General features: G+C 59.5%; 14 protein-coding genes. 7 read left to right on the top strand and 7 right to left on the bottom strand.

Annotated elements, in window-relative coordinates; translation table 11 throughout:
- Positions 1-86: 86 nt before the first annotated feature.
- The 6 genes from AC0L3P_RS10310 (at position 87) to AC0L3P_RS10285 (ending at position 5,738) form a co-directional block, all read left to right on the top strand.
- Positions 87-326: a hypothetical protein gene (locus AC0L3P_RS10310; RefSeq protein ID WP_275170328.1), complete on the top strand. Its 240-nt coding sequence runs from the start codon at positions 87-89 to the stop codon at positions 324-326.
- Positions 326-520 carry a hypothetical protein gene (locus tag AC0L3P_RS10305; protein WP_275170329.1) on the top strand — a complete coding sequence of 65 codons (195 nt, stop codon included), beginning with the start codon at positions 326-328 and terminating at the stop codon, positions 518-520. Before AC0L3P_RS10310 ends, AC0L3P_RS10305 begins: the two co-directional genes overlap by 1 nt.
- Entirely contained in the window at positions 517-1,101 is a 585-nt protein-coding gene (locus AC0L3P_RS10300; RefSeq protein ID WP_275170330.1) for a hypothetical protein, read from the top strand. The genes AC0L3P_RS10305 and AC0L3P_RS10300 overlap by 4 nt, the downstream gene beginning before the upstream one ends.
- A 593-nt stretch (positions 1,102-1,694) precedes the next feature.
- Positions 1,695-2,528 (top strand): class I SAM-dependent methyltransferase, encoded by an 834-nt coding sequence (locus AC0L3P_RS10295; RefSeq protein ID WP_275170331.1) that lies wholly within the window; start codon positions 1,695-1,697, stop codon positions 2,526-2,528.
- A gap of 653 nt (positions 2,529-3,181) precedes the next feature.
- Complete coding sequence (locus tag AC0L3P_RS10290) at positions 3,182-4,147, top strand: ABC transporter substrate-binding protein (protein WP_275170332.1); 966 nt, start codon at positions 3,182-3,184, stop codon at positions 4,145-4,147.
- A gap of 1,375 nt (positions 4,148-5,522) precedes the next feature.
- Entirely contained in the window at positions 5,523-5,738 is a 216-nt protein-coding gene (locus tag AC0L3P_RS10285; RefSeq protein ID WP_473301784.1) for a hypothetical protein, read from the top strand.
- Between the two features lie 167 nt (positions 5,739-5,905).
- Here the strand turns inward: AC0L3P_RS10285 and AC0L3P_RS10280 are convergent, their stop codons facing one another.
- The 7 genes from AC0L3P_RS10280 to AC0L3P_RS10250 all read right to left on the bottom strand — a co-directional run bounded on the left by AC0L3P_RS10280 (position 5,906) and on the right by AC0L3P_RS10250 (position 10,709).
- Entirely contained in the window at positions 5,906-6,364 is a 459-nt protein-coding gene (locus AC0L3P_RS10280; protein ID WP_473301783.1) for a YybH family protein, read from the bottom strand.
- A gap of 460 nt (positions 6,365-6,824) precedes the next feature.
- Positions 6,825-7,559, bottom strand: a complete 735-nt coding sequence (locus AC0L3P_RS10275; protein ID WP_275170336.1) for a hypothetical protein — start codon at positions 7,557-7,559, stop codon at positions 6,825-6,827.
- Positions 7,556-7,972: a phage holin family protein gene (locus tag AC0L3P_RS10270; RefSeq protein WP_275170337.1), complete on the bottom strand. Its 417-nt coding sequence runs from the start codon at positions 7,970-7,972 to the stop codon at positions 7,556-7,558. Before AC0L3P_RS10270 ends, AC0L3P_RS10275 begins: the two co-directional genes overlap by 4 nt.
- A complete protein-coding gene (locus AC0L3P_RS10265) occupies positions 7,969-8,667 on the bottom strand; it encodes a hypothetical protein (protein ID WP_275170338.1) in 699 nt (232 codons plus the stop codon). Before AC0L3P_RS10265 ends, AC0L3P_RS10270 begins: the two co-directional genes overlap by 4 nt.
- Positions 8,664-9,647 carry a DUF3618 domain-containing protein gene (locus AC0L3P_RS10260; RefSeq protein WP_275170669.1) on the bottom strand — a complete coding sequence of 328 codons (984 nt, stop codon included), beginning with the start codon at positions 9,645-9,647 and terminating at the stop codon, positions 8,664-8,666. Before AC0L3P_RS10260 ends, AC0L3P_RS10265 begins: the two co-directional genes overlap by 4 nt.
- 480 nt (positions 9,648-10,127) lie before the next feature.
- The gene (locus AC0L3P_RS10255) at positions 10,128-10,310 is read right to left on the bottom strand and encodes a hypothetical protein (protein WP_275170339.1); all 183 of its coding nucleotides are present in this window, start codon (positions 10,308-10,310) and stop codon (positions 10,128-10,130) included.
- A gap of 171 nt (positions 10,311-10,481) precedes the next feature.
- On the bottom strand, positions 10,482-10,709 hold the full coding sequence (locus tag AC0L3P_RS10250) for a hypothetical protein (protein ID WP_275170340.1): 228 nt from the start codon (positions 10,707-10,709) through the stop codon (positions 10,482-10,484).
- Between the two features lie 1,697 nt (positions 10,710-12,406).
- Between AC0L3P_RS10250 and AC0L3P_RS10245 the strand changes: the two genes are divergently transcribed.
- Entirely contained in the window at positions 12,407-12,553 is a 147-nt protein-coding gene (locus AC0L3P_RS10245; RefSeq protein ID WP_275170341.1) for a hypothetical protein, read from the top strand.
- Positions 12,554-12,807: the final 254 nt, after the last annotated feature.

Below are 12,807 nucleotides of genomic sequence, written 5' to 3'. Positions count from 1 at the left end.
CGAGCAATCCAACAACGCTGATCCTCTCCAGGCGCGACGTCGACTCTCACGACGCTGCTGTGGCCGGGCTGCTTCGCTGCAAGGTCATGCTGGAGCAGTTGCGAGTCGCATGGTCGAGCAACGCCGAAAATACGGCGGAGTTGCATGCTGATGCTGATAATATCAGTATCAAGCCGGGGCGGGTCGTGCCGGCACCGCCGCGACCGACGCGCTCGATGCGCTCGATGCCCGTGCGCATCTACGGCAGCTTGCCGCGCGGCACCATCGAGCCGCGCCGCAACAGCTTTCGCGATTTGATCGCGCGCCTGCCTGTCGGAGGACCATAATGACACTAGCCGATATCCGCCGCATTCAAGCCCGCGCCGCGCTCTATCTTTCCGACGAAGTCGCAGCTGTCGCCGGTATGTCCCTCGACCAATTCAAGCAATTCTCGCTCGGGCGTCAGTTCACCGTGACCGATCAACAACTCGCGGCGCTGGCGCGCCGCATGGGTCTCAAGCTCCAGGGAGCACCGCAATGAATATGTTCAACCGCAAGCCCGTCGTCGGGCCCGAGATCACCGGCACGCAAGCGCTCCTGCAGCACCTGCAAACTCGCACTGGCGGCCCGAGCGGGACACCGCTCGCCCGGATTGCCGCCGACGTCAGCGATGCGATCAACGATGCCAACAACAAGGCCAAGGCCCGCGAGATCGCCCGCAACATGGCACCCGATGCCGACGATGTCGCGATCAGGGCCATCGCAAATCGTCTGCTCGACGGCATCGGCACCAACGCCGCTGTCCTTAGCGGCCAAGTGCTCGAAGAGTTCACCAAGGGCAAGATCAACCTTCCGCCGGAGGTCAAGAACGCGCTGGCGATGCACCTGTACGGCGGAGGCGTGATCTTCGATCCCGAGCGTGACAAATTGCGCTCGGCGTACAATCACGTCCCGCAGAAGATGGGACCTCCGCCTGATGCGTGGTCACATCCGGACCCGACGATCCGCGCAGCCCAGGAGCAACTCAAGGCCGTCATGGCCGCTGCTCGCGGGCCGATGCCGCTCATGCCGTCGCCGGCATCGCCGCCGTCGACACCGAAGCTGCGGCCGGGCTTCATCTAGGAGGCAGCAGGGACCGCCGAACTCTAGCTCTGGTTTCAAAGGCCCAAGCGAACTCTGATCCTGTACCTCAGGACAATTGGCTCCATGGCCGAATTGAAGTTCTATTATCTCGTCCACGGCGCCCTCCAACGCCGTGACAACAACCCAGCCCCAATGCCGCCCCAGTTTCCCAAACGCTGGGGCGGTACCCCGTTGGCCGTTCGGTCGGCTCCGTTGAGCCCGTATGTGCGTTAGGCGACAGGTGCGGTCGCGCAGGCTCCCACATCAGAGCCTCGTGGCGCGCCCAAGCGCGCTAAAGTAGTTCAGGCTTCTTTTTGATTCTCTCAATTTCTGCCAATGCGACCTCCGACTGTGGCAGAGTTTTGAGATTGATTTTGAGTTCGAAATCGCGAGCACCCGGCGGCTCAATGCTGACGATGTCTGCTCGCGGGGAGCAAAGAAAGACATTGCACCGCGAGGTCGCGACTTCTGTTTTTGACCCACACAAGACATGCGCCGTTCGGAATTGTTGCGGCGCAAATCTAGCGTGGCTCCGATTTTGGGCTAGTCTGAGTGCGAAGTTTGGTGTGGACCCGAGCCATGGAGCGAGTTTCATGAATGACGCCACCTCGCAGTTGCTATATTTCTACACTCGGCATCCCATCTCGCGCGACATCATCTTGGCCAAGCTGCAAGCGACCCGCGGGCATCTCGATAACCTGCGCCCGGAGGAATTGTCTCCGCACGACCAGGATCATTATGGTGGACTCAAGGCCACGGACGAACTGGCGCGGCAAGCTCAGATCGGCTCAGGAACGCTCGTTGCCGACTTTTGCGCCGGTCTTGGCGGTACCGTGCGTTATCTTGCCTATAAGTACGGAGCCAATGTCACTGGTATCGAATTCACGCCTGTGCGCGTCGCAGGCGCGCAGGATCTGACCAGGCGGGTCGGACTTCAGGACGTGGCGCGAATCGTCGAGGGCAACGTGATGAACGTTCCACTGGCTGACGCGAGCGTCGACGCCGTCGTCAGCCAAGAATCATTCTGTCACGTCCCTGATGTGAAAAGGACTGCGATGGAAGCCAGCCGTATTCTCAAGGCAGGCGGTCGATTGGCCTTTACCGATTGGGTCGCCAATCAACCGCTTTCAGCCGCAGATGCTCAACTGATGTGGGACGGGATGGCAATTCAGCCGCTCCGCTCGATTCCCGAGTACCGTCGCCTGGTCGAGGGCACTGGCCTCAAGGTGCTTTCGGTCACAGACTTGACCGATGAATGGGGCCCAATCCTAAAGGATCGCCTCGCGATGTATCAACGCTTGCGCGAAGAAGCGCGACAGGCCGGAACACCGCTCGGACACGACGCATTTCATGAATCGTACATTAGATTGGTCGAACTCGTTCAACAGCGCCAACTAGGCGGCATAAGAATTGTTGCGGCGAAGTAGGTCGTAAGCTTCTCAATGTGGATGTGATTTGTTGCGCTGCATATGTCGCTTCCTGGCCCATAGCTGACCTTCCGCCCGCACCCGCTCGAAGACCGCTTCTGACCCGTAGCGGATATATCGTGCGAGTGCCGATAACGTCGTAAACCGGCCCGCTAATACCCGTTGCGGATTACGTGGTTGCGAGTTTTTTGAAAGATGCAGTCGCGCTGTCCTTTTGACCTCCAAATTCATGGTGATAGTGTCGCAATTGCGGCCCGTCGGGGAGGACATCATGGGATGGTTTGACCGACTGTTTGGAAGGACGTCTTCGCCCACTGCGAGACTCTTTGTGAGATTTAGGCGGAAATCACGGGCACCGACCGATCCTGATCTTCTGCAGATTGCCAAAACCCGAAGAGGGCATATTTCGCGGAAGGCCGTGAGAGAGGAATATAATCGGCTGCTCCTGGAGAAGTACGAACACGATAAGTCATGACTTCCAACCCCATCCAATAGTGCCACTACGTGAAGCCTGGCGCTCGCCTCTAGCGATGTCGGCACGTGACCCGAAGTTGCTCCTGCGGCCTATACCCGCAGCTGGCCGCTGTGGGTGCACCAACTAACGAGACGTGATACCCTGCCTCCCATCGTCCTCAGGCCTCAATGAGGTACGAATGAAGCGGCGGGAGTTCATAGCCGGCACTGCGGTGCTGCTGGTTTCGCCAACACCTTTGCGGGCCCAAGGCGCGCCTCGCCGGATCGGCTTCTTGGGCGGATTCCTAGATTCTCAGGGTCGCAACGCGTGGCGCAATGGTTTGCGCGAGAAGGGCTGGATCGAAGGCAAGAACCTGCTCGTTGAATATCGATTTGCCGAAACTCCGGATCGCATGGCAACCCTAGCTGCGGAGTTGGTGGCGCTAACTCCCGATCTGGTAATTGCCCTAGGGCCGTCACCAGCCCTTGCCCTTAAATCGGCAACTGCCACCGTTCCGATTGTATTCGTGGTTGTCGCCGATCCCGTGGGGCTCGGTCTCATCCAAAGCCTCGCGCATCCAGGCGGTAACATCACCGGCCTTGCGAGCTGGGTGCCGGGAGATTGGACCGCCAAACAAATACAAATCCTCCAGGAACTGGTTCCTCGCGCGTCGAAAATTGCGCTCTTGGTCAATCCGGGCAACCCCATGCATAGGCTGATGGTAGCCGAGGAGGCACCAAGCGCAGCGCGGAAGCTGGGCGTGGCTCTGCCGATAGTTGAGGCGACCACGGACGAGGAACTTGATATCGCCTTTGCCTCGGCCGCCGCCCAGCGCGCCGATGCAATGATTGTCTTGGGCGATGTTCTGATCATTCGCCAAGCCCCACGAGTTATCGCGCTCGCTGCGAAACATCATCTGCCCGCAATGCATTTCTTCCGACAATTCGCGGATGGCGGCTTGGTCGTCTACGGCCCCGATATATTCGATCTATTGCGTCGTGCTGGCACCTACGTCGACAAGATCCTCAAAGGCATCAAGCCTCCCGAGTTGCCGGTCGAGCAGCCGACCAAATTCGAATTTGTGATCAACATGAAGACGGCCAAGGCGCTCGGCTTAACAGTGCCGACCTCACTACTCATTCGCGCTGACAAGGTGATTGAATAGAGCTATCTCGTTGCGATGCAAGAGTCCGTTCATGCCCCTAAGCCGAAGAGCAGTTCAGCCGACGTGATGTCCGCTGTCGCTGGTGAACCCGACGCCGAGCTGACTCTGGACCGAGCGCGGCTTGTGACCCTTAGAAAGCGGGCGAGGATAGTGGCATCAAATGCGAACAAAAAAAACGGGCCGATCCCCTAACACTTGCGCACCAGCAAAGTCCAAACAGGCGATGCACCGTCCCAACCTCGAAGGCGCCCCGACAGCCGCACCTTCAGCCCGGCTTCCGTGATCCGCTCGACAACAAGATGCAGCGCGATCACGTCGCCCTCTGACAGCTCCACACAGCCACGCTTCCGCGACCACACGGCCCCCGGGAAGCGAAACAAGTTCGCCTTCAGCCATCGGCCGCCGCGCTCCGACAGTGGTTGTAAGTCGACCTGAGCGCCGGCCCTAGGCTGCAGCCTGACATCTGCCCGTCGCAGCCAATTCGGAATCCAGCCCATGCGAAATGACTAGCCGATACTTTTCACGTTTGTCTATGCTTCGTCCGTCTGAATGGATTCGCCGCTCTGTCAGACGCCAAACGAGCGAGTTATCTGCTTCGTCATGACCAGAACCGCGTCAGTGTACTTTCCGTTTGACACTTGATGATCCCACAACGCCAAAAAAAGAAGTGCGAAAGCAGCAATCATGCATCCTTTGAGCATCGGCCTCTCCCATGAAGAGACTGCCAACCGAGCAGGTCTTAGCTGATAATTTAGCGGAAACGGAGTCGCCGCCACGACGCGTTGCAATGCTCAAGACGTTGGCAATGACTTATTAAGTTTCCGTAAAATCAGAAGTGGAGCGGCACACGCCCGGGAAATGATGATCATCGGGGGTCGGTGATGAGGGCGTAGGCTCCACGCGAAACGCGCAACACGCCTTCGCCAAAGCCGGCGACGAATTGATCGGACGAGTCCGCTGGCAGCATCTGGCTGAGGTCATCGAACGAACCGCTCACCATGGTGGCCAACTCGTATGCCGAAGCATGCTCCGCCCACCGGCGGCGGAACTCCAAACCACGTTGCCGCTCACCCTCTGCGTCCATCGTCCCCGTTGACCGGCCCCGGCGAAGTTGTTGCCGCGCCGGGGCCTTCGACGTTCTCGCCAATCGTCGGAAGCTTGGGGGCTTGAAAGACTGGCAAGGCGCACCGTAGACAAACAGACCATCCGTGTTTGGCTAGTGCACTATGTGCCAATGCCGGTGCGATACTCCGAGGAGTGAGACGGGGTTAAATCGAGTTCGCCGTCTTGACTCGATGTTCTCTATTGTTCTAGTGCGGAAAATCCAGGTTCGCTAATGCCCACACTCGAATATGTCCGCTCGGAAATAGAGCGTATGCGCTCGCAGATCAGCCGACAGCGGAAGGAAATCCTTCAATTGCAGCGAGCCGGGCTGTCGACCGCCTCGGCTGAGACCCTGCTTCAGCGCATGCTGAGCAAGGTTGACGACCTGTGCGCTGAGCGGGACCGGCAGGTGCGGGCTGCAAAGGAAAGCCCGCCCTATGCGTCCGGCAAGCCGATAAGGGGCACTCCGGCAAACCGAAGGATGTGATGGATAACCTTCGGCGTTTTCCGGCGCCTTGCGGTAATTGCTTCTGATGCCACGCATGTTCGGGTCGTGATGGTGGTTGCGCTTGGTCGTCGCCGTAATGGCGCTGCCCCGACGATTGCAAAAAGGCGCCAGTGCTGGTTGGCACCGCCGCGCGGTCTTTGCGTAAGTTACTTTGCTGCTTGCGGCGGCGGCGGCTTGGGGACTGTGGTGAGCATGCGGTGCTTCCACTGTCCGCCCTCGCGAACATCAACTGCAGTCCAACGGCCAGAACTCTCTATAGCGGTACCGCTCTGGTTCTTACCGCTTATTTTGTACTCGCCAATAGAGAGAGCGGTATCTGCGCCCAGCGGCCACGCCTGATCAACTGTTATCTCGCTATGATCAAAACCGGCCTTGAACGGGAGTTCGTAGTATTTTGCGAAATCCGTCTGCATTCCTGCTGGATTGACGATAAAGCCGCCACTTGCAAAAAGCGCAGCAATACAGGCAGCATCTTTCTTATTGAAGCATTCCGCGTATGCTGAAGCGAGCTTGGCGATTTCCTGCTTCAGGTTTTGATCCTGTTCTGCGGCAGCCGCAGGTAACGAAAGCGCCAGAAGGAAACCTAATATGTGAGATATTCGCATCTTGTATCCTCCCACTAAATGCTGAAAACTTTCCCCCGTAAGTTGGTCCGGACGAGCTACACTATCCCAAAGTCGGGATCGAGGCTTGCGATTCATCGCAACGCGTAGGCCGCCACAATGGTCGGCCTACTCCGTTTCCATGTCGGATGTTGGCCCTAAGCCGAAGAGCGGTTCAGTCACGGCGATGTCTGCTGTCGCTGGACGCCGAGGTGCACTTGCCTCGCCAGCCGTTTTTGACTCTAAGCGGTCGTCGCGATGACCAGGAGCCGTTCTTAGAGCGCTGACAGCGCGCACAGGCGCCGCTAAAGCAGATCTGCTGCTTCGCTGCACGGCTACGGGGGACGCTGACGTACCAGGGTCCACGAGGTGGGCACCTAGATGATGCGCTGATGCTGTACGAGGGTGAATCTAGAAAAGTCGCCGCAGGCCTCGCGCCGACTTTCTTCCCAATCACAACAAGCTACAGCGACTTGGCCCTTTCACGGGCTGCTTCGACTGCATCCATCCCGGTCTGCCTGATCCGATCCAGAGCCTCGCCGCCGGTATCGGAAACCTCTGCCAACAGCGTGTCGGAGTTTTCGCGCAACGCCTGCGAGACGGCAGCAACTCGGCTGTTCAGGTCGGCCCTCACAGCATCGCTGGTCCCTCCGACATACTCGTTCTCGATGTCGGTTGCCCTAAATGCCCCCGCGACTGCAGCGCCGATGGCCAAGCCGACGACGCCAAGCACCAGCGGTTGCCTTTCGAGCACATCAGACAACGACGACTTCGCTTTTGAGACGGCTTCGCCGCCCGGAACCTGGTCGCCCACTTTGGCGAAGCCGTCCCGCACCATCTCTACGCCGCCCTCGAACTGGGCCCTCATCTTGTCGGCGGTCTCTGACAGAACGCTGGATGCGGCGCCCTTGGCTGACTGCAACGTATCGTCGCCATCGAGTGACCCTACGTGATCCATTTCGGGCGCCGTGGGAGGCGCCGCAGTGCGCTGGAGCGCCGACGCCGTAGTCCGCATCGTGCTCACTCCGGTATCGACCACACCGGACGCGGCAGCCGCCGTGGACCGAGCTGCGCCCTTGATCCTTTCGTCGCCAGCCATAAGCCACAGCGCGCCGCCTCCAATCAAGACGGCGGCAAGGGGATTTTCCTTGGCCGCTGCGATCAGATTGTCGAAAAAGCTAGTTTGCGTGCTCCTCATCGCACCATTCCCTTCACGGTGTCCTTGTCCTTTTCCAGCTGCCTGAGGGTCTCCCGCGGCGCGAGATTACGGGCGTCCAGCCGGTTGATGCCGACCGCAAACAGCACGCCCGCAATGGCGCCAGCGAGAATCGCGGATGTCAGGTAGGAAAGCGGTTGCGACCATCCCGCGGAGATCAACGCCGCCGACAGTGCGAACAGCGCCATCACAATGGCGGGGATCACCAGAAGGGCGCCACCGGCAATGAGGCCTGCTGCTCCCGTTATTTTCCGCACTCTGTCGCTGAGTTCAGCCTTGGCCAAGTCGATCTCGTTCTGGAACAGCTTGGCAAACTGCCCCATCGCGTCCGCTACAAGTGTGGAGATGGTCCGAAGATCGTTCTGGCTGGTCTTTATATCGTGCTGAATGGTCATGATACGCTGCCGCCTTTGAAGGAGGTCGGTCCCTGCGGATTGCTGCCGGATACCGATGCGCCCTGCGTGGACGCGTGTCCGGCTCCGGTTGAAGACGTGGTTCCGCGCCAGGCGTCGCCCTGCCTCCATGGCGTTCCACTGCTCATTCCAGGTCGCGATGATGAAGGCGAGCCACCGCCGGAGGCCTTCAAGAAGCGTACGGCGGCGAAACCGGCGAGCACCGAGACGCCAAGGAAAGCGGCCGGCTGGCGCTTCGCGAAATCAGTTGCGCCGTCGAGCAGATCGCGGAAGCTGCCGTTTCGGATCTTCTCGGCGGCATCTTCAGCATAGTCCGCGGCGGAGTTGATGCCGCGGGCGGCGAAAGGCACGTCGCTCTCGAAGGCACGAGCCGCTTCCCGAACATTCCCCGCAAGTCGCTCAATGAACTCGGCTCCAGAGCGCTGCTGCTCGCGTGCCTGCCCACGAATCTCGTCCATAGTCCCCGAAGCGAGGTCCTTGGCCGCATCCCCCGCTTCCTTGAACTTGTCCTGTGCGACGTCAGCCGTTGCCTGAAAAGCGTCGCCGGCCCGCTGCTTCGCAGTCGCTGCAGCGTCCGCCACTTGGTCCTTTAGGTTCTTGGGAGCACCCGCGTCCCGATCTTGATTTGATGTCGTGCCTCTGTTCAGGTCTAGATCGTTCATGATGCGTTCCTTCAAGTATTGGAATTGCGAGAGGGATTGAAAGCGGCTCCGACGACGTCGTCGGCGGCTGTCTTGAGCGAGTCAGCGAGGTTGTGGGTCATGCGGCTGGCATGCTCACCGAGACCGGCCTCAGCGACGCTGTTCGTTGCCGCGTCGGCTGCCGACATTGCGGCATCTTTCGCTGCTTCAAATCCGGACTGAGCGGCCTCGGCGGCGGCCCGCTGCACGTCGTCGCTCGCCTGGCCCATTGCCTTGGCTTCAACCTTGGTTTCCGGAAGAGCGGCTGCGATAATGGCTCCGATCGCAACGCCAAGGCCAGCGATCAGCGCGGCATTATCGCTGATAGTCGCGCGAGCTTGTTCGGGCACCCTTCCGGCCGCGTCCTTCGCTGCCGAGGCACTGTCCTTCGCCGCATCCACCCCGCTCTTGAGCTTCTCGCCAATCGTCTCGGCGCCTTGGCTGGCCCGTGCGCGTAAATCCGCCGCGAGACCGGCAGTCGAATCTTGCGCGGTCTCGGCCATGCTGGCGGCCTGATTCCGGGCGGAAGATAGTTGATCAGTGAAATCGCCTTGCATGGCGCGCGCTCGGCCCGCCATGTCCTCGAAAACCTCGCCCGCCTTGTCCATCGCAGGGCCGGAAACCTCGGCGGCGCGGTCTCGCACGGTTTTCGAGGTGAGCGCCAAGCCGGCACCGATCATTAAAAGCGGCAAGGGGACACCGCGTGCCAAGCGCAGGAGTGGAACCGCCACGGCGGTCCCGGCGGCCACGGTCCGCATCGGGTTGTCCATGATTTGCTGCTTCAGTCCGTCGACCCAATTTTTTGTCGTGTGGCTGACGTAGTCCGATATTTCCGACTTGATGTGCTGCGGCGACATCTTGTGGCGGATGTCCTCGGCCGTCTCCGAGACCTGCTCTTTCAGCCGATCGACCGTAGCGGCCAACTCAGCGCGACTTCGCTCGGACTCACGCCTTAATTCTTCCACGGACCGCGTCATCGCATCACCCTCTCCCGCTTTTCGGATTTCTTTCAATCGAACTCACGGTTTTTTGAATTGTTCCTAGTGACCCGCTCCGCGGCGGTGCATTCCATTGACGGAGCGCACTTGGCACGGGGCGAGAGCGTGATCTGATCGTCGCCAAACGCGAGACTGCAATACAACTCAGGAGGTGTTAGCGGCAGCTCAGACGGGAGTAGATATCGGCCGACCGGCGCAGTCGGCTGCATGCTCTGTTCTGCTGTGCGGCCCGGGCGTCGACCGTCACGGGGAGAGATCCGGGTCCGCACCCCGAAATCGTCATATGCAGCTCAATGTGGTGCCGACGAATTACGCGGCGCCTCGGTCGTGGCAAGCGATAGCGGAGCTGCGAGTGAGGACCCAACTGGGCCGAGCGCCAGACGAACCAGCTGGACGACAGCCGATCTCCGGTCAGCAAGAGTGGCGCACAAGAGCGCTGGACGATCCGCCAGCGGCATACTAGTCAGTCGCCCTCGCCGGATCGGCGGCAGCAATCTGCAGTCCCGCGCTGTTGAGAGCCTCCGCAATTTGCTTCGCGAGCAGCTTGGCTTCTTCAATTCCAATTTTTGCGTCTGGGTGATGTGCAAAAAACGCGCAAATCGTCGTGGAGATGATTATATTCACCTGGTGGGAATCAATCATTTTACGTCACTCGAAAATGCGAACTGCTTTATCGGATCGGCGGCCGCATCCCCGGAGAGCGAAGTCATCGCAAGCCGAAAAACGAGAGAATGGCCGCAATTACAACTATCAGTCCTATGATGTAAATCAGGCCGTTCATCACAAGTATCCTTCTGGCTCGGTGAACGAATATTATTCGAAGGTCGCAGGCCCACTTTTCTCATTGCGCGGCTGAACCGCCGTTAATTTTTCGAGCTCAACTTCCTTTTCGATGGCCGATAAGGAATTGCCGATCTTGTCGACGATTTTGACCAAATCGGCATGGGTGATGCGAAGCCGCTTTCGCACTGACTTTACCTGCTGTGCGTTGGCGAGATCGAGCGTCGTGCGAACAGGCCGTGGAGGTCTTGAGCACAGCATGAGCAGGTCTCCTGACTAACTAAGATCAGCGGGGTCCCTTTTGTTCCGTTGCCATAATGTGGGCGTGGGAGTTCAGGAAGCCGGCTAATTCGCACTGCCGCGCAAGGTGTAACGAAATAGAAGGCCGTCCGCTGCTTGTGACTTGTCTGTTTGAAGGCCGTATGTCGGCGGCGAGATCCCAGGGGACGGGCAGGCCCCATTGCCCGCTATCGATCTCGCGAATGAGAGATCGCGCCGCAGGATCCGGCCTCAGTCTGGCATCGGTGCAGGACCTGGTAGCTAGCGGGCCGGCGGCAAGAATGCCTGTTGTCGTCTTCGGGTGACGCGCTGCTATCGCTCGCGGTCAGGAAAGTTTCTAGCGTGGCTGTGCAACCAAGCAAATATGTTGAGCATCGTCAGCTCTCATTGCAACTTTTCCCGCCTTCATTGTTGACGAACCGGAGCGAACCCGCGGCTTATGTCCGCCGCTGGCTTACCAATGGTCTCGTTATTTTCCGGAGAGCGCTTGCAGTAAGTGGATTTGCTTGGTCCGCCTGGTGGCCGGAGCCGTTGCTCTAACGCCTGCACCGTCTGCGTCGGCAATGCCAGCTGCCAAGCTGGACGCACTGGGTGGGTTCAGACTGCCCCTCTTGAGGTTAAGGGCGGCCACGGACATGGCGGTGGCCACGGGTCGGGTCATCGCGGCGGGGCGTGGTCATCACTACGGTTGGGGCAGACGCCGAGGCCATCACTACGGTTGGCGGCACCATCGCCGCTGGTAAGCGTTACGAATTTCGGCCCGGACTTGGTGTCCGTGGAAGTGCGGAGTGCATAGTTTTAATTTTGTTAACCATGAGGCGCCACCTTGCGGCATGGATAGCATCGAGGATTCGCCCAAGCTGAAGCCCCTTTTGGACGCAGCACGAATTGGACCGACTAATTCTGCTCGCCAAAGGACGGGCCACCGCAGCCAAGGCGGCCAAGGTACTGGGGCGCCGCGTCGGCTCGGTGCGTCGGCAAGCTCGCGAAAAGGGATACTGCTTTACAAGACCTAAGGGCAGAGGATTTTCTCCAGATGGAAAATCATCAGGACGTCTTAGCGCTACAGCGGAAGCTGGCGCACTGTCGCCAGCTCATAAAAGAGTTTCCGGACGGGCTAACTGCGAAGCATCTCCGGGAGCTTGAGGACGAACTGAAAGCTGAGCTGGCAGCCGAGCTACGCACCATTACGCGGCAGTAATCCGCTCCCTGCAGACCGCGCCGCAGGAACTCAATGCGCATTCTTGCGTTGGCGCGACATGCCCAAAGAAATCGCAATAGCGTTTTGGTCATTGGCTGCCGCCTGCCTTTTGGCGTTTAGCTTCGCGGCTCTCCTCTCTTCCCACTAACAGGAGTAGTCAAAAAGCTTGGGGCCATTGTCGCAAGCAAAGTCGGCTTATGGCCCCAATGCGAAGTCTAGGCAGCGTACCGGGTGGTCGGCTCATAGGGGGTACCGCAACCTAGGCGATGGGCCGCACTCATCAATGGAAAGACTCGCCGCGAGGTCAGCTCCCCATTAATGGACATGCAAATGGACAGCGGCGACTTCGCCTTCGGGTTATGAGCGCCCTTCGGAGTGTCGGCCGGCTGCTTCCGATCTGCACTGAGCGAGACTGGCAAGTGCGGCCGGCAAAGGAAGGTCCGACCTATAGCTCGGGTAAGACGATAAGGGGCACTGCGTGCAACCGAAGGATGTGATGGATAACCTTCGGCAATTTCCTGCGCCGCCGGTGATGGTGCGGGCACTCATCATCGCTGGCCTCAAAGAGGTGAAGCTCTATCGCCAGCGGCACACTGCGGAATCTGCGGTTGGCATGCTGGAATGAAGCTCACCGCCCATACCTTCCCGGCCGATTCGCCCAATCAGTTTCTTCAAAAATTCGTTTGCCAGCTTCTCCGGGCCGTGCTTCGCCTTCAACGCGTCCCATGCGACGCTGAAGCGTCCCTTCGCCTGATCCAGCGTCGCTGCGTCGCCGAACGGCGGGCGGGAATTGTGACGGTGACGTTCCAAAGCCAAACTGCGGGCGCGCGCTCATGGGCAAGCCGGATCCCCCCGATCAGCTGGCCGTCTCCAAACACC

The organism is Bradyrhizobium sp. WSM4874, from assembly GCF_055811835.1.
Note: the sequence above shows the minus strand (reverse complement) of the source record. Positions and strands in the feature narration are given on the sequence as shown.